This is a genomic window from Polaromonas sp. P3_C2 (assembly GCF_056402675.1).
The window spans coordinates 1-21,260 of the sequence record NZ_JBFUGX010000004.1; the positions used below are offsets into that span (position 1 = coordinate 1).

At 64.8% G+C, this 21,260-nt stretch carries 21 protein-coding genes; 8 read left to right on the plus strand and 13 right to left on the minus strand.

The window, feature by feature from the left end; all coding sequences use genetic code 11:
• The 3 genes from AC1DWI_RS00450 to AC1DWI_RS00460 all read left to right on the plus strand — a co-directional run.
• A partial coding sequence (locus AC1DWI_RS00450) for a helix-turn-helix transcriptional regulator (protein ID WP_477724240.1) occupies positions 1–439 on the plus strand: 439 nt, incomplete at its 5' end.
• A 247-nt stretch (positions 440–686) separates the two neighbouring features.
• Entirely contained in the window at positions 687–2,786 is a 2,100-nt protein-coding gene (locus AC1DWI_RS00455) for a D-(-)-3-hydroxybutyrate oligomer hydrolase (protein ID WP_477724241.1), read from the plus strand.
• Between the two features lie 198 nt (positions 2,787–2,984).
• Complete coding sequence (locus AC1DWI_RS00460) at positions 2,985–3,179, plus strand: CsbD family protein (protein ID WP_477648761.1); 195 nt, start codon at positions 2,985–2,987, stop codon at positions 3,177–3,179.
• Positions 3,180–3,298: 119 nt separating this feature from the next.
• Here AC1DWI_RS00460 and AC1DWI_RS00465 read toward each other — a convergent pair whose 3' ends face one another.
• From AC1DWI_RS00465 to AC1DWI_RS00500, 8 genes are all read right to left on the minus strand, one after another.
• A complete protein-coding gene (locus tag AC1DWI_RS00465) occupies positions 3,299–4,507 on the minus strand; it encodes an NnrS family protein (protein WP_477670555.1) in 1,209 nt (402 codons plus the stop codon).
• Entirely contained in the window at positions 4,504–5,673 is a 1,170-nt protein-coding gene (locus AC1DWI_RS00470) for a hypothetical protein (protein ID WP_477670556.1), read from the minus strand. The genes AC1DWI_RS00465 and AC1DWI_RS00470 overlap by 4 nt, the downstream gene beginning before the upstream one ends.
• Positions 5,670–6,041 carry a metal-sulfur cluster assembly factor gene (locus tag AC1DWI_RS00475; protein ID WP_477670557.1) on the minus strand — a complete coding sequence of 124 codons (372 nt, stop codon included), beginning with the start codon at positions 6,039–6,041 and terminating at the stop codon, positions 5,670–5,672. Before AC1DWI_RS00475 ends, AC1DWI_RS00470 begins: the two co-directional genes overlap by 4 nt.
• Complete coding sequence (locus AC1DWI_RS00480) at positions 6,038–6,508, minus strand: RrF2 family transcriptional regulator (protein ID WP_477670558.1); 471 nt, start codon at positions 6,506–6,508, stop codon at positions 6,038–6,040. The genes AC1DWI_RS00475 and AC1DWI_RS00480 overlap by 4 nt, the downstream gene beginning before the upstream one ends.
• A 14-nt stretch (positions 6,509–6,522) precedes the next feature.
• Positions 6,523–8,799, minus strand: a complete 2,277-nt coding sequence (locus AC1DWI_RS00485; protein WP_477670559.1) for a nitric-oxide reductase large subunit — start codon at positions 8,797–8,799, stop codon at positions 6,523–6,525.
• A gap of 40 nt (positions 8,800–8,839) precedes the next feature.
• Positions 8,840–9,127, minus strand: coding sequence for a DUF2249 domain-containing protein (locus tag AC1DWI_RS00490; RefSeq protein ID WP_477670560.1), 288 nt, complete (start codon positions 9,125–9,127; stop codon positions 8,840–8,842).
• Positions 9,128–9,502: 375 nt separating this feature from the next.
• Positions 9,503–9,907: a response regulator gene (locus AC1DWI_RS00495; protein ID WP_477670561.1), complete on the minus strand. Its 405-nt coding sequence runs from the start codon at positions 9,905–9,907 to the stop codon at positions 9,503–9,505.
• 170 nt (positions 9,908–10,077) lie between these two features.
• Positions 10,078–10,554, minus strand: coding sequence for an FKBP-type peptidyl-prolyl cis-trans isomerase (locus AC1DWI_RS00500; protein ID WP_457282038.1), 477 nt, complete (start codon positions 10,552–10,554; stop codon positions 10,078–10,080).
• 174 nt (positions 10,555–10,728) lie between these two features.
• On the opposite strand from AC1DWI_RS00500, the gene AC1DWI_RS00505 reads away from it, so the two are divergent.
• The 3 genes from AC1DWI_RS00505 to ypfH all read left to right on the plus strand — a co-directional run bounded on the left by AC1DWI_RS00505 (position 10,729) and on the right by ypfH (position 12,866).
• Positions 10,729–11,187 (plus strand): Rrf2 family transcriptional regulator, encoded by a 459-nt coding sequence (locus tag AC1DWI_RS00505; protein WP_477670562.1) that lies wholly within the window; start codon positions 10,729–10,731, stop codon positions 11,185–11,187.
• Complete coding sequence (locus tag AC1DWI_RS00510; protein ID WP_477670563.1) at positions 11,177–12,106, plus strand: NAD(P)/FAD-dependent oxidoreductase; 930 nt, start codon at positions 11,177–11,179, stop codon at positions 12,104–12,106. Before AC1DWI_RS00505 ends, AC1DWI_RS00510 begins: the two co-directional genes overlap by 11 nt.
• Before the next feature lie 112 nt (positions 12,107–12,218).
• Positions 12,219–12,866, plus strand: a complete 648-nt coding sequence (gene ypfH, locus AC1DWI_RS00515; RefSeq protein WP_477670564.1) for an esterase — start codon at positions 12,219–12,221, stop codon at positions 12,864–12,866.
• Between the two features lie 432 nt (positions 12,867–13,298).
• Here ypfH and AC1DWI_RS00520 read toward each other — a convergent pair whose 3' ends face one another.
• Genes AC1DWI_RS00520 through AC1DWI_RS00530 form a run of 3 tightly spaced genes read right to left on the minus strand, consistent with a single transcriptional unit; the run spans position 13,299 to position 15,594 of the window.
• Complete coding sequence (locus AC1DWI_RS00520) at positions 13,299–13,964, minus strand: SPOR domain-containing protein (RefSeq protein WP_477670565.1); 666 nt, start codon at positions 13,962–13,964, stop codon at positions 13,299–13,301.
• Complete coding sequence (locus AC1DWI_RS00525; protein ID WP_477670566.1) at positions 13,958–14,854, minus strand: biotin--[acetyl-CoA-carboxylase] ligase; 897 nt, start codon at positions 14,852–14,854, stop codon at positions 13,958–13,960. The genes AC1DWI_RS00520 and AC1DWI_RS00525 overlap by 7 nt, the downstream gene beginning before the upstream one ends.
• 59 nt (positions 14,855–14,913) lie before the next feature.
• Positions 14,914–15,594, minus strand: coding sequence for an SET domain-containing protein (locus AC1DWI_RS00530; RefSeq protein ID WP_477670567.1), 681 nt, complete (start codon positions 15,592–15,594; stop codon positions 14,914–14,916).
• A gap of 84 nt (positions 15,595–15,678) precedes the next feature.
• Between AC1DWI_RS00530 and AC1DWI_RS00535 the strand changes: the two genes are divergently transcribed.
• The gene (locus AC1DWI_RS00535) at positions 15,679–16,212 is read left to right on the plus strand and encodes a TlpA family protein disulfide reductase (RefSeq protein ID WP_477670568.1); all 534 of its coding nucleotides are present in this window, start codon (positions 15,679–15,681) and stop codon (positions 16,210–16,212) included.
• On the plus strand, positions 16,209–19,175 hold the full coding sequence (locus AC1DWI_RS00540; protein WP_477724242.1) for a DNA topoisomerase III: 2,967 nt from the start codon (positions 16,209–16,211) through the stop codon (positions 19,173–19,175). The genes AC1DWI_RS00535 and AC1DWI_RS00540 overlap by 4 nt, the downstream gene beginning before the upstream one ends.
• Before the next feature lie 139 nt (positions 19,176–19,314).
• Here AC1DWI_RS00540 and AC1DWI_RS00545 read toward each other — a convergent pair whose 3' ends face one another.
• Both AC1DWI_RS00545 and AC1DWI_RS00550 read right to left on the minus strand, forming a co-directional pair.
• A complete protein-coding gene (locus AC1DWI_RS00545; RefSeq protein ID WP_477670570.1) occupies positions 19,315–19,974 on the minus strand; it encodes an HAD family hydrolase in 660 nt (219 codons plus the stop codon).
• 2 nt (positions 19,975–19,976) lie between these two features.
• The coding region (locus AC1DWI_RS00550; RefSeq protein WP_477724243.1) for an aldehyde dehydrogenase family protein at positions 19,977–21,260 on the minus strand (1,284 nt) is incomplete at its 5' end.

Below are 21,260 nucleotides of genomic sequence, written 5' to 3' on the forward strand. Positions count from 1 at the left end.
GGGCCTGGCGCGCATCCAGGACCCGGACTACCCCGCGGTGATCGCCAACTACGCCAACCAGTTTGCCGACGGCCGCAAGGTCAAGAGCACGTCGGTGGGCATTCGCAATGAAGAAGGCGAGTATGTGGCGGCGATCTGCCTGAACGTGGACCTGACGCTGTTCAACGGCTTCCAGGCGGCGATGTCGCAGTTCACCGCCATTGAAAGCAGCGCCGTCACCGAAACACTGGACGCCGCCAATGCCGACCGCATACAACAGTGCATTGACGAATTTGCCGCGGCCCGCGCCACCACCTCACGCTCGCTCAAGCCGGCAGACCGCAAGCAGCTGGTGCAAGACCTCAGGAAAGCGGGCTACCTGGAGATTCGCCGCGGCGCGGAGATAGCCGCCGCGCACATGGGCGTTTCGCGCGCCACGGTGTACAGCGACGCGAAGTAGGCGAAAACCAGCCGAAAAAGCTCTGCACAGCCAAAAATTAGCCGATTTTGAGCATGAAATTGACCGTCAGCCCAATCAGAACCGGCGCGAGCAGCTATAAAAAAGATAGCGACCACGGGGCGGCACACACAGCAAGGCGTTGAGGCAAAACCCTTACAAAAGAACTCTTACAAATCCCACAGCGCCCAACGCCCACGCGGGCGCTATTGGGATGATGATGTTGTACGAATAACCTGAGGAGGACGACATGAAATTCACCCTGATCAAAACAACCACGGCCCTGGCGGCAATGGCCGCGCTGGGCGGCTGCGCAAGCKGTGTGGGCGTGCAGCCCAACATCAAACCGGTCTGGCTGGGCGGCATCACCACCGGCGTGTACGACGGCGGCAACGACGACTTGCTGACCGCCGGCCTGGGCAAGAGCGGCCTGGCCGCAACGGCGCCGCTGCCGGTCGACCCCCTGAACCCGAGCGCGGCCGAGTTGCGCCGGATTGCGATTTACAACAACTACCGCGCCATCCTCGACATTTCCGCGGGTGGCGGCTACGGCACGCTGTACGGCCCCAACGTGGATGCCAAAGGCAATATCACCGCCAGTGAAGGCAAGATCGCCGGTACCGAATACATCGCCTATTCAGACGACGGCAGTGGCCGCCAGAACGTCACGATGATGGTGCAGGTGCCGGCCAGCTTCAACCCGGCGAGCCCGTGCATCGTCACCGGCACCTCGAGCGGTTCGCGCGGTATCTACGGCGCGATTGGTTCGTCGGGTGAATGGGGCCTGAAAAACGGCTGCGCCGTGGCCTATACCGACAAGGGCACCGGCAGCGGCATGCACGACCTGCAGAACAACACGGTGAACCTGCAGAACGGCCTGCGTGCCGACGCAGTGGCGGCCGGCACGGCCTCCAACTTCACCGCCAACCTGACACAGGCTGAGCGCACAGCCTTCAACGCGGCCACGCCCAACCGTTTTGCCGTGAAGCATGCGCATTCACAGCAGAATTCCGAAAAAGACTGGGGCCGCTACACGCTGCAGGCGGTTGAGTTTGCCTACTTCGTGCTGAACGAGCGCTATGGCAAGCCTTCGCCCGACGGTGGCGGCCGCCTGAAGACGCTGAACCCGTCGAACACCATCGTGATTGCCTCCAGCGTGTCCAACGGCGCGGGTGCGGCACTGGCCGCGGCCGAGCAGGACACGCAGGGGCTCATCAGCGGCGTGGCCGTGGGCGAGCCCCAGGTGCAGCTGGTGCCCGATGCGCGGCTGAGCGTGCGGCGCGGCAGCAGCACGCTGGCCGGCACCGGCAAGCCGCTTTATGACTACACCACACTGGCCAACCTGCTGCAGCCTTGTGCTGCGCTGGCCTCGCCCGCCACCAATGTCTTCAACACCATCAACCCGGTCATCGCCGCGAGCCGCTGCAGTGCGCTTAAGGCCAACGGCATGGTCGCGGGCAACACCACGGCCGAGCAGGCGGGCAGCGCCATGGCCACGCTGGTGCAGGCAGGCTGGCAGCCCGAGGGCAACGACCTGCAGGCGTCGCACTATTCGTTTGCCACCCTGCCGGTGGCGCTGACCTACGCCAATGCCTACGGCCGTGCCGGCGTGCAGGACAACCTCTGTGGCTACAGCTTTGCCGCCACGGCCCCTGCCGCTTCGCCCACGCCCAACCTGCCGGTGCCTGCGCCGGCGGGCCCGCTGGCCACGTCATTCGGCACCGGCAACGGCATACCGCCCACGGTGGGCGTGAACATCGTCAACAACGCCAGCCTCGGCGGCCCGATGCTGGACTCGGCCTCCATCTCTGCCGGCAACGTGCAGGACTACAACAGCGCCGGCGCCCTGTGCCTGCGCAACCTGGCCACGGGAAACACCCCCGACGCCCTGCGCGTGCGCGAAGGCATCCAGCAGGTGCTGCGCACGGCCAACCTGCAGGGCAAGCCTGCGCTGATCGTGCATGGCCGCTCTGACACGCTGGTGCCGGTGGCGTTTACCTCGCGCCCCTACTTTGGCCTGAACAAGATGGTGGAGGGTTCGCGCAGCAAGCTCTCGTACGTCGAAGTCACCAACGCCCAGCACTTTGATGCCTTCCTGGGGTTCCCCGGCTATGGCCAGCGGCTGGTGCCGCTGCACCGCTATTTCATCCAGGCCATGGACATGATGTATGCCCACCTCAAAACCGGCGCACCGCTGCCGGCCAGCCAGGTGGTGCGCACTGTGCCGCGCGGCCTGAGTGGCACCACGCCCAACCCGATCACGCCCGCCAATGTGCCGCCCATCAAGCTACAGGCGGACGCGCCGGACCGGATCACGTTCTCCAGCAATGTGGTGACGGTGGCTGATTGAGTGATGAAGGCGTACAGGAAAACAGGGACCGACATGCGTTTGGGTGCTTGGCCTACGCTGCGTTCCCGGCAGCCCGGTATCTTGGTAACTGGCTGACGTGACACGACGAACGTTGGCCCGGGATACCCCTCGCGATGGCCTCGCAAGGGTCTCGCCAGGGTTTCCTGGACCTTCCCGTCGAATTCATCAGGAGTCATCATGAACAAGGATCAAGTCAAAGGCGCAGCCAAAGACGCAGCTGGCAAGGCACAGGAAGCTGCCGGCAAGCTCGTGGGCAGCAAGGACCAGCAAGCCAAGGGCCTGGCCAAGCAGGTGGAAGGCTCTGTGCAGAAGAATTATGGTGATGCCAAGGAAGTCGTGAAAGACGCGACCAAGGGCAACAAAGGCTTCTGAAGCTTTTGAGCCAGCATGTCCGGCTTGCCGGGCAGCCAGAACAGCGGCGCATTGGCGCCGCTTTTTTATGGGCGTTTGTTTTTAGCCCTGCGCGGCGGCAGGCAGACCCGGCCAGCCACCTATCCGGGATGCCCGTCCGCGCGCGCACGGGTCAGGGCCGGCCAGTAGCCCACGGCATACAGCGCGAAGCCTGCGGACCACAGTGCGGCCGAAACCAGCACGGCGTGCAGCGTCTCGGCCGGCGCGATGATCGGCACGAACACGCGCACCAGTGCCGAAGCGAGGACAAGCACATAGCAGGTGACTTCGGTGCGGCCCGCCTGGAGCGGCCGGCCGGTATGGCCGAGCGCGGTGCGCGTCATCATGCCGATGATGAGCCCGCCGATGGCGCCCACCGTCAACGCGTGGGTTGCCGCAGAGGGCGTGACCCAGCCAGCTGCGGCCAGGACGCGCAGCACCAGGTGCACCGGAATCCAGAAGTAGGCGGCATGCAGTACCCAGACCAGCGGTGTGTGCATGGTCTTCCACGGTTGCCACAGTGCCCAGCGCACAAGGTGTGCGGCCGCGCAAACACCGGCCAGCGCCGCCAGGGGCGCGCCCTGCAGCTGCAGCGCATCGGCCAGCAGCAGCGCCAGCACCGAGCCCAGCGCTGCTTTCTCGAGCCAGGGGCGGCGGGTGGCGTTGGCACCCGGCACGCCGTTGTTGGTAAACATGGGGATCACGCGGCCACCCATCACGGCCATGATGAAGAGCATGACGTCAAGCGCAGCCTGAATGCCGACCCAGCCTGGCAGCTGCATGAGCCCGAGCTGCGCAAGATGCACCGCCAGCACGGCCACCGCCATCAGCAGCAGCAAGCCGATGAAAAAGTAGTTGCGGCGATTGCGCGCGGCGATGAAGGGAACCGCCAGCGCAACGGCCGCGACCAGCGGAAACGCAACGTTGACCGCCGCCGCAGCCCAGCCGAAGGGCGTGAGCACAAGCACCCGCCCGGCCACCCAGAGCGCCGCCAGCGCGGCCAGCGGCAGGCCGGTGGGCGTGGGGCGGTTGGACCAGTTGCGCCCGGCCGTGAACAGGAAGCCCACCACCACAGCCAGCGTGAAGCCGAACAGCATTTCGTGCGCATGCCACATCGGCCCCTGCAGGTAGGGCTGGCCCAGCCAGCCGGCGAACTGCAGCGCCCACAGGCCAATCGACAGCGCAGCGAACACGCTTGCCAGCAGGTAGAAGGGCCGAAAGCCGGTTTGCCAGAGCGCGATGCCTTGCGGTCCCGCCGTCGGAAAAGGTGAGCTGTCAGGCGGGGTTTTGATGGGGATGGACTGTGTCATAGCGAGGTCTTTCCGGGTTGCGTGGCGATCGTTGCGCCGTCGTTGATACGCCATGCGACAGCGGCGCCAGCGACGGTTGCGGCAAAGAGCGCGATGGCTGCGGCGTTGAGGGTGGCGCCGGTGGCGCGCAGCGGCGGGTCGAACAGGCCGAAGCCGAGCCGCGCGATGAGGGACAGGTGAAGCGCCGCGAGCGGCACGTAGAAGAAAGCGCCGAACTGCAGCTTCACGCGTGCGATGGCCGGCAGGATCACCGGCGCGTGGCCCATCATCATGCTGACAATAAACCCCAGGCCGAGCGCGTGAAGCGCCATGTCGCGCAACGGCAAGCCCAGCGCCGTGGCGGCCCATGCCGCGCCGGCCACCGCCAGCCAGCCGTAGCCGCTGAGTAGGCACACCGCCATGTAGCGGCTGAGCCCGTGGGCCAGCACCGTGCGGCGGGCAATGTCGAATATGGCCAGCCACATTGCCAGCAAGGCCAGTGCTGCGCCGTACAGCAGCCCGCCCCACACGGGTGATACGGCCGACGCCGCGGCGCCGACAAGCATGGCAGGCAGCACGGCCTGGAGCGACCACTGCGCGGCGGGTCGGCGGCGCATCAGGCGCGTCATTTCCAGGCGTTCGGCCGCGATGGTCATCACGAGGAAGGCGAACCACCATGGCAGGATCGCGCCGCTGCCGAAACCGAATGCGAACAGCAGGTTGCCGGCCAGCCAGGCCCCCGCGCCGGCGAGCAGCAGCCAGGTGTGAGCCGCGCGCTGGCGCCACACCACCACGGCATTGACGGCCGTAAAAGCAGCCGCTGCGGCTACGCCCAGCCAGGCGCCTGCCTGTGCCTGCCCGAGCAGCAGGCACAGGCCGCCCAGGCCCGAGGCGAGAGGCGCAAAAAAAGCGGCACGCAGTTTGACGGCCACCGCCCGTTCAATACCGATGACCGTGCCCAGGAAGCCGCAGATCATCAGTGCGGCATGCGAAAGGGCGGCATGGCCGAGCCAGGCGGCATCGGCCACGGCGGGCAGGGCCACGCCTGCGCGCAGCAAGCCACCTGCGATACCGGCCAGCAGCGACAGCACCACTACTGCCGGCAGCAGTAGCCGCGCGCCCACCTTGACCCAGGGCGGCGCGGCTCTGTGGTGCAGCGTTGGGCGAAGCGGGCGTGAGGGTTTCACCAGCCCATGAAGCGCTTGGCGCTCTCGCTCATTTGGTCGGTAGACCAGGGAGGGTCCCACACCAGTTCGACTTCGATCAGGAGTTCGGGCGGCACGGCGCGGTCCAGCTCGGTTTCCACTTCTTCGATGATGAGGTCGGTCACCGGGCAGGCGGCTGAGGTCATTGTCAGCAGCACATGCAATTTTTCTCCGGTCACGGTGACGCCATAGATCAGCCCGACGTCGACGATGGTCATCGCGACCTCCGGGTCGACCACCCGCCTCAGCGCGTCGATGATGGGCTGGCGCAGCGCCTCGGGCCCGTCGTAGGGAAAGGGTGGCTTGCACACGCTTGCGGCAACGCCGGTGCCGGCGGGGGCTGCATTCATGAGGCACGCCCGGCCGGTGAAGCGGCAGCCGTGCGGCCGGTGAAGAACACCCTGGCGAGCGACTGACGGTTGCGAGCGAGGTCTGCCAGCGTGTAGCGGTCGAGCACGCCGTAAAACGCGTCGACCGCTTCGCCAAGCACGCCGCGCAGGCGGCAGATGCGGGTGATGGCGCAATGGCCGCCCGCCGCTTCAAAGCATTCGGCCGGTACGTCCGTTCCTTCGGTTGCGCGCACCACCTCGCCCACAACGATCAGCTCCGGCGCTTTCGCCAGTGCCAGCCCGCCGCCCTTGCCGCGCACGTTGGCCAGCCAGCCGTTCTTGCCGAGGAAGTGCACGACCTTGGTCAGGTGGTGTTCGGACACGTCAAACGCATCCGCTATCCCGGCGATGGTGGCGCGCCGCTCTGGCTGCGCCGCCAGGTAGATCAACACACGCAGGCTGTAGTCGGTGAAAGCCGTGAGTTTCATGGCGGCTTGCCGGGTCAGGGCCCCGCTGTTGCGGGCACCGCGGTCATGCCGGCCGGCTGCACGGCCGGGCGGCGCAGCAGGCGCGCGGCGTACCAGGCCAGGAAGCACGCACCGATGGCGAACAGGATGTCGCCGGGCACGCGCATCCAGACCAGGGTTTCCATCACGCCGGAGTGGATGATCTCGGGCGAGCGGGCGTACCACAGACCCTTGGTGATGCTGGCCCAGGCCTGGTAGATGCCGGCAGGCAGCAGCGACAGGAAGACCATCATTGCCAGGCCGATGTTCAGGCTCCAGAAGGCGGGCTTGAGCAGGTTGTCGGCATGCAGGTGGCGCGCATACAGGCCGCGCAGGCAGAACAGCATGAGGCCGATGCCCAGCATGCCGTAGACACCGAACAGCGCGGCATGGCCGTGGGCCGCCGTCATGTTCAGCCCCTGCATGTAGTACAGCGAGGCCGGCGGATTGATGGCAAAGCCCAGCAGGCCGGCGCCCACGGTGTTCCAGAAACCGACTGCCACAAAACACATCACGGGCCATTGGTAGGTGGCGAGCCACGGCATGGCTTTGGAGCGCCGGTAAGTTTGCAGGGCTTCCAGGCCGATCAGTGTCAGCGGCACCACTTCGAGCGCCGAGAACACCGCGCCGACGGCGATGACCGAGATCGGCGTGCCGGTGAAATACAGGTGGTGCAGGGTGCCCAGGATGCCGCCGAACAGGAACACGATGGTCTCGGCGATGATGGCGCGGTTGGCGCTTTCGGTGCGCACCAGGCCCAGCTTGGTGAAGATCAGCGCGACGACGGCGGTGGCGAACACTTCAAAGAAGCCTTCCACCCAGAGGTGGACCAGCCACCAGCGCCAGTACTCGATCATCGAATAGTGGGTGTGCTGGCCCCAGGTGAGTGACGAGGCGTAGAAGCCGCCAATGCAGGTGGCCGACAGGAACACCATGGCGATCAGGCCGCGCGTTTCCGAAGGTTTGACCAGTGCCGGCCACAGCGCGCGGCCCAGCAGGAATACCCAGAACAGCAGGCCCACGAACAGCAGCAGCTGCCAGACGCGGCCCATGCTGGTGAACTCCAGGCCCTGGTTGCCGATCCAGAAGCTGAAGTCGACGCCGCGATGCTGCAGCGTGCCCAGCCAGCCGGTGGCGGTAGAGCCGACCACGATGGCGATCAACGCCCAGAACAGCACGTCGACGCCGAGCTTTTGCAGCTTGGGTTCACGGCCCGACAGCAGCGGTGCGATGTAAAGGCCCGTAGCCAGCCAGGCGGTGGCGATCCAGAAGATGCCGACTTGCGTGTGCACCGTGCGGCTGACCACATAGGGCAGCACCTGCGCAAGCGGCAGGCCGAAGAAGGATGACCCCTCAACTGCGTAATGCGCGGTGACCACGCCCATGCCGATTTGCAGCAGCATCAGGCCGATCACGGCAAAGAAGTACTTGCGCGTGGCCTTCATCGAAGGTGTGGCAACGGCGCCCAGCAAAGGGTCGGCCTGGGGCGGCTGCGCCTCAGGCCCATGCCGCTGGCTTCCGTGCAGCCACAGCATGGCGGCGATGCAGGCCAGCAACAGGACGATGCTGACCATCGACCAGATGGCGGCCGAGTTGGTCATGGTGTTGCCCACCAGCGGCTCGTGCGGCCAGTTGCTGGTGTATGAGAGGTTCTCTTCTCCGGGACGGTCGGTGACGGCGGCCCAGGAAGTCCAGAAGAAGAATGCCGCGAGCGCCTGGCGGTCGGCCGCGTCGGGCAGCGCGCCTTCGATCATGGCGTATTGCTCGCGCAAGGCGTCCAGGCTGGCGTCGTGGCCGAACAGGCCTTCGTAGTGGCGCGCCACCTCACGGATGGCTTGCGCCCGCGCGGGTGTGACGGTGACGGCGCCGCTGGCCGCGTCATAGGTGTTGCGGCGCATTTCTTCCTTGAGCGCCGCTGCGACTGCGCCGCGGTCTGAGGCCGTGAGCGCGGCGGGCGCCTTGCGAAGCTCCTGCGTGCGCAGGGCCTGCAGGGCCAGCGCTTCCCGATGCAGCCAGTCGGCAGACCAGTCCGGCGCCACATAAGCGCCGTGGCCCCAGACGCTGCCTTGTTGCTGGCCGCCGCTGGCCAGCCAGGCGCGCTGCCCTCTTTGCACTTGCTCGCCCGTGAAAAGCACGTCGCCTGTGGTGCTGACGACGGCTGTGGGGATGGGTGGTGCGGTCAGGTAAATCTGCCAGCCGAGGTAGCCGAGCGCCCCGAAGGACAGGACGAATACGAAGCCGAGCCAGCGCCACAGCATGTTGTTGTTTTTCATCGGGTTTTCTTGGGAAGTCTTGAGTGGGAATGCGTGGAAGTTAGCCGCCACCGCAGGCGCCGCAGCACTGCTTGCTACCCTGCGCGGGTGCAAGCCGGGTGATGGCGACGCGCCAGGTGTCGGGCCCCTGCTCCAGGTAGTCCCAGGAGAATCTGCCGGGCAGGTCCATCATGAACCGGGCATGCAGGGGCTTCGGGTTGTGGTCGTTGATCAACTCCATGGCCTGGCCGGTGCCGAGTTGGCCGAATGTCGAGAAGACCAGCGGATGGCGCTCGCTGGGCGCGAGCTCGCGGAGATCCACCCTGGTGTGGGAAGCGGTGTGTGTCATGGGGATTCTTTCAAAGGAATCGCGAGTGGTCTTCATAAGATGCATTCGAGATACACCTATGGTTAGCCATCGGTCCCTGGGCGCTGTTGATGCAGATCAAACGGAGCCGCGATAGGTCGCTATAGACAGCGATTCCCGGGGGTTTGCTTTTTGAAGCCGACGAAGCGTGCGGCAGCGCCTAGACGCACGCTGGCGGGTGAGCGTGGTTTCGGTGCGGTTTCGGAGGGCGGGCTCAGCGGACGCTCATGGGCACCGCTTGAAAGAGCTCATATCAAGGCCTGCCGGGTAGCGACAAGAGCGGCATGGCGCCGCTTTTGTGTGTGGGCTTGTTTTAGCGGGCGCCTGAGCAGAACGCCTGCCGCTTGAACGTGGGGATTACTGGGGCAGCAGCGGAGCCGTACCGCCCAGGCTGGCCGCATGGGCCTGGCAATAAAGCACCAGCTTTTCCACGTCCTGCGATTTGTCGAACACCTCGTCGGCGCCGAGCTCGCGGCAGTAGTGCAGGATGTTTTCCTGGTTGTGGCTGGTCAGCACCACGACCTTCTGGCGGGCCGTGCGCTGCTGGCAGTCTTTCAGCACGCCAAAGCCGGAGCCTTCGGCGAGAAAGAGGTCGACGATTGCAAGGTCCCAGTCATCGTGGTGGGAACCCAGCCACTGGCGGGCACTGGACTCGGAATCGGCGTGGCCGACGAAACGCAGGGGTGCGATTTCTTCCATGGCCTCAACCAGTGTTTTGCGTATGTCCGGCTTGTCTTCGACAAGAAACGCGTTGATGACCATGGGTACCTCTGAAGTTAATCCATGAAGTTAGCCATCATCCTGCGCCGGGGCTGTGGTCGTGCATCACCGGGGGATGTAGGCTCAATCCCACTGTAGTTCAGCGGGCTCCCCAGAGCGGTAACGGTACGTAACGCTAACGGCTTAATCGCCGAACGGTCACGTTGCGCAGATTAATGGTGGTGTCCATGCTCGCCGTGCACATGGCGGTGGGCAATTTCTTCCTCCGAAGCAGCGCGCACGTCAGTCACTTTCAGGGTGAAACGCAGGGCCTTGCCGGCCAGCGGGTGGTTGCCGTCCAGCAGGACGGTGTCGCCCTTGATCTTCGTGACGTTGAAGACATGCTCGCGGCCGTCGTCGCCCCGGCCTTCGAGCTGGCCGCCCACTTTGACCCCGGGCGGAAACTGCGTGCGGGGGATGGTGCGCACCAGGCTTTCGTCGCGCAGGCCGAAGGCGTCCGCCGGCTCCAGCGCCAACACGGTCTGGAAGCCTTTTTCCTGGCCGTCCAGCGCTTCTTCGATCTTGGGCAGGGTGTTGCCATAGCCGCCGTGCAGGTAAACCATGGGGGCGCTGCTTTGCTCGACCAGCTTGCCCTGGGCGTCTGCCACCTTGTAGCTAAGGGTAACGGCGGTGTTTTTTCCGATTTTCATGGTGTTTTTCCAGATCTCTGGTGCGTGAAAAACGCTGATTCTCGCCGACCCGGGCCAAAACCGTCCGGACGGCCGGGCACCGCGGTGCAGTGCCCCCTTGAGGCGTGGGGGTTTGACGCGGCCTTGCAGCGCCGGTACGAGATCTTCATAGAATCATGCAACATGATAAGTTACATGAAATTAAGAGGCCGGCTTTCCGCCGTTTTGCATGCCCTGCTGCATATGGCCCATCGCCAGGGGCCGATGACGTCGGACGAGCTGGCGGCCTGCCTGCGCACGCACCCGGTGGTGGTGCGGCGCACCATGGCAAGCCTGCGTGATGCCGGTTTTGTGGTGTCGGAGCGAGGCCATGGCGGCGGCTGGGTGCTGGCGCGGGAGCTGGCTTCCGTCACGCTGCTGGACGTGCAGATGGCTGTGGGCGATGCCGGCGCGCCGGGCGCCGAAGAAGGCGCCCATGCGGACGGCTGTGTCATTGAACAGTCTGTGCAGCGCGCCCTGGCCGGCAGCCTGCGCGAGGCGGAAGCCCTGCTGATGAAACGCCTGGCGGAAGTCACGCTGGCCGACCTGTCGGCCGATTTCAACCGCGCGATGGCTGCGCACGCCCTGTCACCGGAGGCCTCCCATGCTGTATGACGCCATCATTGTGGGCGGAAGCTTTGCGGGGCAGTCTGCGGCATTGCAGCTGGCTCGCGCCAGAAGAAATGTGCTGGTGATCGACGCGGGCCTGCCGCGCAACCGCTTCGCCCCGGAGTCTCACGGCGTGCTGGGGCACGACGGCAAGCCGGGCTTCGAACTCCTGGCGACGGCCCGGGAGCAGCTGCTGGCCTATCCGACGGCAAAGATCTTCAGCGGCCGTGTGACCCGCATTGAAACCGGCGAGGCAGGATTTGTGGCGGAAGCGGAAGAGGGCATGCGCTGGTTCACCGGGCGCCGCCTGTTGCTGGCCACCGGCGTGACGGACGTGCTGCCCGACATCCCCGGCCTGGAGGCGCGCTGGGGCAAGACGGTGGTGCACTGTCCCTATTGCCATGGCTATGAAATCGGCGGTGGCGCCGTCGGTGTGCTGGGCACGGGCCCGATGTCGGTACACCAGGCGCTGATGTTTGCCGACTGGGGCGAGGTGACCCTGTTTACGCAAGGCGTGGTCGATGTGTCGGCCGAAGAGCATGGGCTGCTGGCCGCGCGCAAGGTCAGGGTCGAGCCCAGTCCTGTCGCCGAACTGCAGGGCACGGCGCCCGCGCTGGAAAGCGTGCTGTTGCAGGATGGCCGGCGCGTGGCGATCAAGGCCTTGCTGGTGGGCACGCAGGTGCGCATGGCCAGTCCGCTGGCTGAAGCGCTGGGCTGCGCGTTTGACGATTCACCGTTTGGCCCCATCGTGCGCGTCGATGCCTGGGGCATGACCAGCGTGGATGGCGTGTACGCTGCCGGCGACATGGCGCGCGTGCCGCACAGCATCACCTTCGCCACTGCCGGGGGTGTGGCGGCCGGCGTCAGGCTGCACTCTTCGCTGATCACGGAAGACGCGCAACGCGGGGAAACCGCAGCGGCATAACGCGGAAGAACGGGCGGAACGCGGCGTAAAAAGGCGGGGCTGGTTAAAGTGGTTGAAAGAGGCTGAAAAGGCCTCAATTGCCTTTTTTCACCCTGCTCACGCTTGCCCTGCCATGAACCCGTCCGAGACCGAAACCATTGAACTGCTGCCCGTGAACGGCGCCCCCCGTCAACTGTTTGTGCTGCTGCACGACGCGGGAGGCACGGCCACCGACATGCTGGAGCTGGGTAACCTGCTGGGCGGCGCATTTCCCGAGGCGGCGGTGCTGATTCCGGAAGGCCTTTCGGGCCCGCATGCCGATGCGGCAGGCGCTACCGCTGCGGGCAAAGATGACGCCGCTGCGCTGGCCGCGCGCGTGGAGGTTCTGGCGGCTTTTGTGCGTGCGCAGCAGCAGCGCTTTGAGATCCTGCAGTCGGACACCGCACTGGCCGGCTTTGGCGCCGGTGCGAGCCTGGCGCTGGCGCTGAGCGATGCGCACGACGGCCTGGCCGGCCGCCTGCTGGCCTTCGGCGGCGGCTACCAGATCTGGCCTGCAAAAGCGCCCGCACTCACCACCCTGCATCTGCTGCACGGGCAAAACGACGACGTGGTGCCGCTGGCACGCACGCGCGGCGACTTCGACCACCTGATGGAACTCGGCGCCGACGCCACCCTGGACGTTGCCGCCAGGCTGGGCCACGAGCTGCACCCCGCGCTGATGGACCAGGCCGTGACGCGCCTGCAGACCTGCGTGCCGCTGCGGCACTGGAAAGCCGTCTGAATAAACCCACCCCCGTCCGGGCTCACTGCGTGTAGCCCGTTCCCCCTCAAGGGGGCGGTGAACCGGTACACCCCTATCGGGCTCACTGCGTGTAGMCCTTTTCCCCTTGCAGGGGACGGTGCCTGCGGCCCGGCAAAGCCGGTTCCGCGGCCCCTGCTGGCTTGGAATCGGGTGCGGTGGCTCAGGGAGGTATTTCTTAAAGAAATAGTGCCTAGAGCCAAACAGAGTAAGCGCCAACAGCTCCTAAATTAATAGCATGTGGTGCCGGAAGCCGGACCTTCGGGAGGCTCGGGACGATTGGATAAGCGCTGTGCAACTGCAGTGTGCTCTTAAGCCAGCATGAGCCGCGGAACCGGCTTTGCCGGGCCGCAGGCGGGCGGCCCCCTCGGGGGGCAGGAAGCTACACGAAGTGAGCGACCGTGGGGGTCTTATCTAGCAAGGCCGCAAGGCCTTGCCCGCCAACTGCGGCTTGAGCAACTCCAGTTTGGCCATGAGCGGCGCATCAACGGCCGGGAGTTTGAGGAGCTGGCCGCGTATTTCAGGCTGCTCCTGCACCACCTTGGCGGTGCGTACGCCGCGCGTGGCGACCTTGGCCAGTTCACGCTCTGCGTCGGCCTGGGAGCTGAAGTGGCCGAGCGAGAGGCCAGGTCCCAGCGAGGAGTTGAGCAAGGGCTCAAACGACACGCCCATGCCGCGCAGCTCGCTGCGCTTTTTGGCCAGTGCGTCCTCGTTGGTGTATTTGCCCATGTAGATGATCCAGCGGCCCGGCTCCGAGCTGTTCTCGAGTGACCAGCTGCCGATGGGCAGGCTGGCCTCCAGTCCGAAGCGCAGGGCGATGGTCTGCTCGGGGGTGAAAAGGCCGGCCTGCAGGCATTCAGGGGCGGGCGGCGGCGCTGCAGCGGTGGTGCTGGTGCTTTCCAGCTGGCCGGCATCGGTGGCGCTCAAAAGGCGCATCGCCTTGGGCCGGATCTGCTGCGCCAGGCGCTGGGGCTCGGCCTGCACGACGGGTGCAAAACCGTAGTCGGCCAGCAGGCCTTGCGTCCAGGCGAAGTAGCCTGCGTTGGCCAGGACCAGCGCCAGCACCAGCAGCCTCAGCATGGGTCCGCGCCCTTCGCTGGCTGCGCCGCCACGGGCCGTACGCTGACTTCGGAGCTGGTGATTTGTTTCATGCCAGCCGCAGTATGCACCAGCAGCGCGCCGTTTTCGCCCACACCGTGGGCCGTGCCTTCCAGGCCGTTCTGGCCGTCGGACAGCTGCACGGCCCGGCCTGCCAGAACGTCGCGCGCCGCAAAACGCGCCTGGAAAGGCGCAAAGCCAAAGCGTTCAAACGCCTGCATCGCCTGCACCAGAGGCGGCACGATGCGCAGCAAGGTGGCGGGTGCGTCCAGCGTCGGCAGCAGCGTCTGCAAGCCGCCCGGCGGAATGCCGGGCATGGCGGGTGCGTCAGCCGCAACGGGGATTTCCACCGCGCGGATGTTGATGCCGATGCCGACCACCACGTAACGGATGCCTTCCCAGCTGGCGGTTTCCACCAGGATGCCGGCCAGCTTGCGGTCGCCTTCGGGTGTGGACAGCCAGAGGTCATTGGGCCATTTCAGGCCGATGCGGGGTTTGGCGGCCTGGCCGGAGGCGCTGCCGGCGAACGGCTCAAGGCTTTCGGCTACGCTGATGCCGGCCACCAGGGAGAGGCCGGACCAGTCGGCGGGCGCAAGCGGCAGGCCCAGCGAAAACGTGAGGCTGTCGCCGCGGCGGCTTTGCCACTGGCGGCCCAGCCGGCCGCGCCCGGCGGTTTGCTGTTCGGCCACCAGCAGCAGGGGCTCTGGACGGGGCAGGACACCGGGGCTGCCGCGAAAACGCCGCATCAGCTCGGTGTTGCTCGAATCAATCTCGGGCAGGACTTCCACCGTGAACCCCGGCAAGGACGGCGCCAGGGCCTCCCAGAGAGCTTCGGCGGGCCAGCGGATGGGGGATGTAAGGGGAGTGCTCATGAGAAGGTTGCAGCCGGTTGCGCCGGCGGCATGGCCTGTGAAGCGGGTTGAGCGCCTGCTCAGTCCTTCTTTTTCTTTTTGGGTTTCTTGCCGGCCTTTTTATCGGCTGCCTTTTTGTCAGCCTTGGCTTCAGCCTTTTTGTTGGCTTTTTTTGTGGACTTCTTTTTGTCCTTGTTCTTGTTCTTTTTCTTGCCTTCGTCGTCCTTGGGCGCCAGCAGGGTGCCGCGGCAGTTTTTGGCGCCGCACCAGCAGGGGTATTCGGCCAGCAGCTTCTTGGTGTAAGGCGCGTCGATGATCAGGCCGTAGTCGTAAAACAGCTCTTCGCCGGCCTTGATGTTGCGCAGCGCCTTGATGAAGACGCGGCCGCCCTCTTCGTCGGCTTCGCAGTTGGGCTTGCAGCTGTGGTTGATCCAGCGCGAGGAATTGCCGCCGTGTTTGGCGTCGATCACATGCTCTTCGTCGATGTGGAAGTAGAACGTGTGGTTGGGGTCCTTGGGGTCGTGCGGGTGGCGGCGCAGCGCCTCTTTCCAGTTGATGATTTCGCCGACATATTCGATCAGCGTTTCACCTTCAGCCAGGTCCTGCACTGCGAACACACCCTTGCCGTGGACGCCGGAACGCCGCGTCTGGATGCGGCGCCCGTCGGCAGCCGGAGCCGCGGGTTTGGAAGGAGATGCGGGGACTGCGGAAGCCTGGGTTTTTGACACGACGTATTTTTTTGGTATGGTTAATTCATGCATGTGCGCGTGCGTGCGCATGCGTGCGCACCCGCGCGCGTACATGCGCGAGAGCCGCTATTGTAGTGATGCGCCCAAGGAGTCCCCGTGTTCAACCGCAGAAACCTGATGCAGACCGCTGCTGCCCTTGCCTTGCCGACCGCGGCGGGGCTGGGCCTGCCGGCGTGGTCCAAAGGCGGGGAAAGCCCCTTGCCCAAGGCCGGCAGCACCCTGCCTTTGCCGGCCGTCACGCTGCTGGACGGCAGCGCCTGGAAGCCTGTCGAGGTGGCCGGAAAGACGCTTGTGGTGTACTGGTGGGCCAGCTGGTGCCCTTTTTGTGCGGTGCAGTCGCCCCATATAGAAGCTTTGTGGCGGGCCCAGAAGGCCAACGGGCTGGAGGTGCTGGCCCTGTCGATTGACAAGCAGCCGGCGGCCGCAGCTGCCTATATGAAGACCAAGGGCTACAGCTTTCCCGCCGGGATGCTGACCCCCGAGGTTGCCAAATTCCTGCCCAAGCCGGTGGGCCTGCCCGTGGTGGTGGTGCTCAAGGTGGCGGCGAACGGACGTGAAGGCAAAGTCGTATTTGCCGAAAGCGGGGAAATGTTCCCCGAAGATGTAGAAGGTTTGAAGAAGTACTTATGAAAACTCTGGTGATTGCAGAAAAACCCTCGGTCGCACAAGACATTGTGCGGGCGATCACGCCTACGGCCGGCAAATTTGAAAAGCACGACGAGTACTTCGAGAGCGACGAGTGGCTGGTCACCTCGGCCGTGGGCCATCTGGTCGAGATCCAGGCGCCTGAGGAGTTTGACGTCAAGCGCGGCAAATGGAGCTTTGCCAACTTGCCTGTCATTCCGCCCTACTTTGACCTGAAGCCCATGGACAAGACGAAGACGCGGCTCAACGCGATCGTCAAGCTGACCAAACGCAAGGACGTGGGCGCCCTCGTCAATGCCTGCGACGCGGGCCGCGAAGGCGAGCTGATCTTCCGGCTGATCCAGCAATACGCCAACAGCAAGCACCCGGTGAAACGGCTGTGGCTGCAGTCCATGACGCCGGCAGCCATCCGCGACGGCTTTGAGAGCCTGCGCACTGAAAAGCAGATGCAGGGCCTGGCCGATGCGGCGCGCTCACGTTCGGAAGCCGACTGGATGGTCGGCATCAACGGCACGCGCGCCATGACGGCCTTCAACTCGCGTGACGGCGGTTTCTTTTTGACCACCGTGGGCCGTGTGCAGACGCCGACGCTGTCGGTGGTGGTGGAGCGCGAGGAAAAAATCCGCAAGTTCGTGAGCCGCGACTACTGGGAAATCCACGCGACCTTCCTGGCCGAGGCCGGCGAATACCCCGCCAAGTGGTTTGACCCGAAGTGGAAAAAAGCCGCGGCCAATGCCGACAACACGGAGCCCGATGCCGAACTGAAAGCCGACCGCGTCTGGTCCGAGCGCGAAGCCATGGCGATTGCCGAAGCCGTGCGCGGCAAGTCCGCCACGGTGACGGAAGAAAGCAAGCCCACCACGCAGGCCGCCGGCCTGCTGTTTGATTTGACTTCCTTGCAGCGCGAGGCCAACGGCAAGTTCGGTTTTTCAGCCAAGACGACGCTGTCGATTGCGCAAAGCCTGTATGAACGCCACAAGGCCCTGACTTATCCGCGTACCGACTCGCGCGCGCTGCCCGAAGACTATTTGCCGGTGGTCAAAAAGACCTTTGAAATGCTGGAAAGCAGCGGCATGAAGCACCTGGCGCCGCACGCGGCGACGGCGCTGAAGGGCAATTACATCAAGCCCAGCAAGCGCATTTTCGACAATGCCAAGGTGAGCGACCACTTCGCCATCATCCCAACGCTGCAGGCGCCTAGCGGCCTGAGCGAAGCCGAACAAAAACTGTATGACCTGGTGGTGCGCCGCTTTATGGCGGTGTTTTTCCCGAGCGCCGAATACCTGGTCACCACGCGTATTTCCCAGTCGGTCGGCCACAGCTTCAAGACTGAAGGCAAGGTGCTGGTCAAGCCGGGCTGGCTGGCGATTTACGGCAAGGAAGCCGCCGATGAAGTGGCCGACGCCAAGGACGGCGACAAGGGCCAGAGCCTGGTGCCGGTCAAGCCGGGCGAAATGGTGCGCGCCGAGGTGGTCGAGGCCAAGGGCCTCAAGACCCGGCCGCCCGCCCGCTATTCCGAAGCGACATTGCTGGGCGCAATGGAAGGCGCCGGCAAGACGATTGACGACGACGAGCTGCGCGAAGCCATGCAGGAAAAAGGCCTGGGTACGCCGGCGACGCGCRCCGCCACGATTGAAGGGCTGATTGCCGAGAAATACATGCTGCGCGAAGGCCGCGAGCTGATCCCCACGGCCAAGGCCTTCCAGCTCATGACGCTGTTGCGCGGACTGGATGTGCAGGAGCTTTCAAAGGCCGAACTGACCGGTGAGTGGGAGTTCAAGCTGGCGCAGATGGAACACGGCAAGCTGAGCCGCGAAACCTTCATGGCCGAAATTGCCACCATGACCGAGCGCATGGTGGCCAAGGCCAAAGGCTACGACAAGGACACGATTCCCGGCGACTACGCAACGCTCTCAGCGCCCTGCCCCAACTGCGGCGGTGTCATGAAGGAAAACTACCGGCGCTACACCTGCACCGGCAAGAACGGCGACGACGGCTGTGGTTTCAGCTTCGGCAAAACGCCGGCGGGCCGCACCTTTGAAGTGGCTGAGGTTGAGCAGTTCCTGCGCGACAAGAAGATCGGCCCGCTGGACGGCTTCCGCTCCAAGGCCGGCTGGCCTTTTACCGCCGAGATGGTGATCAAGTTCGACGAAGAGACGAAGAACTACAAGCTTGAATTCGACTTCGGCGACGACAAGAATGCCGAGACCGGCGAGATCGTCGACTTTGGCGACCAGCAGTCGCTGGGCCCCTGCCCGCGCTGCGCCGCGCGGGTGTTCGAGCTCGGTAAAAACTACGTCTGCGAAAAGTCGGTGCCCACACTGGCCCAACCCACGCCCAGCTGCACCTTCAAGACCGGGCAGGTGATCCTGCAGCAGCCGATTGAGCGCGAGCAGATGCACAAGCTGCTGGAAACTGGCAAGACTGATCTGCTCGACAAGTTCGTTTCGATGCGCACGCGCCGCCCCTTCAAGGCCATGCTGGCCTGGGACAAGGAGGCCGACAAGGTGAACTTCGAGTTCGCGCCGTCCAAATTTCCGCCGCGCAAGCCGGCGGCGGCCAAGACCGGCACGGTGAAGACGCCTTTCGGCAAGACGGTGGCGGCCAAGGGCGCCGCACCTGCGGCCAAAAAGGTTGCAGCCAAAAAAGTCGCCGCCAAGAAGACGCCCGCCGCCAAAACCGCCAAGCCCAAAACGCCGCGCGTCGCCAAGCCGGGCGCAGGCCTCAAGCCCAGCGACGCACTGGCCGCGGTGATTGGCGCCGAACCGGTGGCGCGCACCCAGGTCATCAAAAAGCTCTGGGACTACATCAAGGCCGAAGGCCTGCAGGACGCGGCCAACAAGCGCGCCATCAACGCCGACGCCAAGCTGCTGCCGGTGTTCGGCAAGCCGCAGGTCACGATGTTCGAGCTGGCCGGGATTGTGGGCAAGCATCTGAGCGCGGAGTAAGCGGGCAGATGCGGGCGTAAATGCTATTCTTTTAATAGCTGCTGGCGCCCGCCCTGATTGCCTTGCAGGCCATTTTTATACTCAAACGAGGCGGATGCAACCCTCTCTGGGGCTGTTTCAGCTGCGCAGGCCGGGCTGCTCAGTGCAACTGCAGCGCGGGCCAGCCGCGCTCAGTCCCAATCGCTGCCAGCGTCGCATCGGCATTCACAGTCACCGGGTGTTTCACGGCTTCCAGCAGCGGCAGGTCGTTGATGGAATCGCTGTAGGCGGTGGTTTTGCAATCCTTGAAGCGCAGGCCGCGTGCGGTGAGCCAGGCATGCAAGCGCTCGACCTTGCCTTCGCGCATGTTCAGTACGCCGGTGGTGCTGCCGGTGAAACGGCTGCCCTGTATTTCGGGCTCGGTGGCAATCAGGTGCTCGATGTCGAAGTAGATTGCCGTGAGCTCGGTGATGAAGCGGTTGGTGGCCGTCGTCATGACCACCAGGTCGCCGGCCTCCAGGTGCTTGTCGACCAGTGCGATCGCAGCCGGTGTGATGCGCGGAACAATCCAGTCCGCTAAAAATTCCTGCCGCATCGGCTCCCATTCCTGGGCGGTGCGACCTGCCAGGGTGCCCACATAAAAATCGGCAAACTCCTTCAGGCCCACGGTGCCCGCCTTGTAGCGCGCTGCCATGTCGGCGTTGCGTGCGGTGAATTCCGTCTTGCCCAGGTAACCCTTCTCGATCAGGAAATCGCACCACAGCACATCGCTGTCGCCGTTGAGTACGGTGTGGTCCAGATCGAAGAGGGTGAGCTTCATGTTCAGGATTGACGAAGGTGCCAAGCCTTTGGCCGGGTGAATGTCTGGATACCGTAGGTGGACAAGGTCAGGCCCACACCGGAATCACCGTAGCCGCTCCAGGGCAAACGCGGGCTGACGCGGTCGCAGCAGTTCCAGTAGACGCTGCCGGCGTTGACCTGGGACAGCAGCGTCCTGGCGCGCTTTTCGTCTGGCGTGAAGACGCCGGCGGTCAGGCCGTAGCGTGTGTCGTTCATGAGTTTGACGGCTTCTGCATCGCCCGATACCTTCTGGATGCCGATGACCGGCCCGAAGCTTTCCTCGCGCATCAGCTCCATGCTGTGGTTGACGTTGCTGAACACCGTGGGTTCATACCAGGTGCCGGGTCCAGCGCCGCGCTTGCCACCTGCCAGCAGGGTCGCCCCTTTGGCTTTGGCATCGGCGACCTGGGCATCCAACACCTCTAGCTGCGGCGCGCGGGTGATGGCGCCGATGTAGGTGTCTTCGCTCATCGGGTCGCCGGTCTTGAAGGTCTTCACGGTGTCTACAAAGGCGGTGACGAACGCGTCGTAAATTTTTTCATGCACGTAGATACGCTCAACCGAGCAGCAGCTCTGGCCGGTGTTGTACATCGCGCCGTCGGCCAGCGACTCGGCGGCGGCCTGGGGGTTGGCGTCTTCGCAGACGTAAGTCGGGTCCTTGCCGCCCAGCTCCAGCTGGAGCTTGACCATGCGCGGGCCGATGGCTTTTGCGATCTTTGCCCCGGTGGCGTAGGAGCCGGTGAAAAAGAGGCCGTCCACCGGCTGCTCCATCAGCGCCGCACCGACTGCGCCGCCGCCGATCAGCAGCACAAACACATCTTGCGGAACACCGGCCGCATGCAGCAGGCGCGCGATGGCCTGGCCCGTCATGGCCGCATATTCAGAGGGCTTGTAAAGCACGGCATTGCCAGTCAGGAGCGCGGGAATGAATACATTGCCGCCGACAAACCAGGGGTAGTTCCAGGCCGAAATATTGGCGACCACGCCCAGCGGTGTGTGCTCGATCTGCTCGGTCATGCCGCCATCGGAAAACACGGTCTGTGTGGTCGTGGACGCGTCAAGCTCTGCCAGGAAAAAATCAATGCGGCCCAGCAGGCCGTTGAGTTCATTGCGTGACATCTTGATCGGCTTGCCGGTTTCTCGCGTCATGACGGCCGCCAGGGTATCGAGCTCTGCAACGATGCCGGCACGAAAGCGCGTGATGCAGGTCTTGCGCTCGGCCACCGGCACGGCGGCCCACGCAGCCTGCGCGGTGCGCGCCTGCTT

What these genes read in the sequence shown, in the direction of transcription:
- AC1DWI_RS00490 (WP_477670560.1), bottom strand. Translation starts at nt 9,127, where the DNA reads ATGACACACACCGCTTCCCACACCAGGGTGGATCTCCGCGAGCTCGCG.
- AC1DWI_RS00495 (WP_477670561.1), bottom strand. Translation starts at nt 9,907, where the DNA reads ATGGTCATCAACGCGTTTCTTGTCGAAGACAAGCCGGACATACGCAAA.
- AC1DWI_RS00505 (WP_477670562.1), top strand. Translation starts at nt 10,729, where the DNA reads ATGAAATTAAGAGGCCGGCTTTCCGCCGTTTTGCATGCCCTGCTGCAT.
- AC1DWI_RS00525 (WP_477670566.1), bottom strand. Translation starts at nt 14,854, where the DNA reads ATGAGCACTCCCCTTACATCCCCCATCCGCTGGCCCGCCGAAGCTCTC.
- AC1DWI_RS00460 (WP_477648761.1), top strand. Translation starts at nt 2,985, where the DNA reads ATGAACAAGGATCAAGTCAAAGGCGCAGCCAAAGACGCAGCTGGCAAG.
- ypfH (WP_477670564.1), top strand. Translation starts at nt 12,219, where the DNA reads ATGAACCCGTCCGAGACCGAAACCATTGAACTGCTGCCCGTGAACGGC.
- AC1DWI_RS00510 (WP_477670563.1), top strand. Translation starts at nt 11,177, where the DNA reads ATGCTGTATGACGCCATCATTGTGGGCGGAAGCTTTGCGGGGCAGTCT.
- AC1DWI_RS00485 (WP_477670559.1), bottom strand. Translation starts at nt 8,799, where the DNA reads ATGAAAAACAACAACATGCTGTGGCGCTGGCTCGGCTTCGTATTCGTC.
- AC1DWI_RS00520 (WP_477670565.1), bottom strand. Translation starts at nt 13,964, where the DNA reads ATGCTGAGGCTGCTGGTGCTGGCGCTGGTCCTGGCCAACGCAGGCTAC.
- AC1DWI_RS00475 (WP_477670557.1), bottom strand. Translation starts at nt 6,041, where the DNA reads ATGAATGCAGCCCCCGCCGGCACCGGCGTTGCCGCAAGCGTGTGCAAG.
- AC1DWI_RS00480 (WP_477670558.1), bottom strand. Translation starts at nt 6,508, where the DNA reads ATGAAACTCACGGCTTTCACCGACTACAGCCTGCGTGTGTTGATCTAC.
- AC1DWI_RS00530 (WP_477670567.1), bottom strand. Translation starts at nt 15,594, where the DNA reads ATGCATGAATTAACCATACCAAAAAAATACGTCGTGTCAAAAACCCAG.
- AC1DWI_RS00500 (WP_457282038.1), bottom strand. Translation starts at nt 10,554, where the DNA reads ATGAAAATCGGAAAAAACACCGCCGTTACCCTTAGCTACAAGGTGGCA.
- AC1DWI_RS00465 (WP_477670555.1), bottom strand. Translation starts at nt 4,507, where the DNA reads ATGACACAGTCCATCCCCATCAAAACCCCGCCTGACAGCTCACCTTTT.
- AC1DWI_RS00545 (WP_477670570.1), bottom strand. Translation starts at nt 19,974, where the DNA reads ATGAAGCTCACCCTCTTCGATCTGGACCACACCGTACTCAACGGCGAC.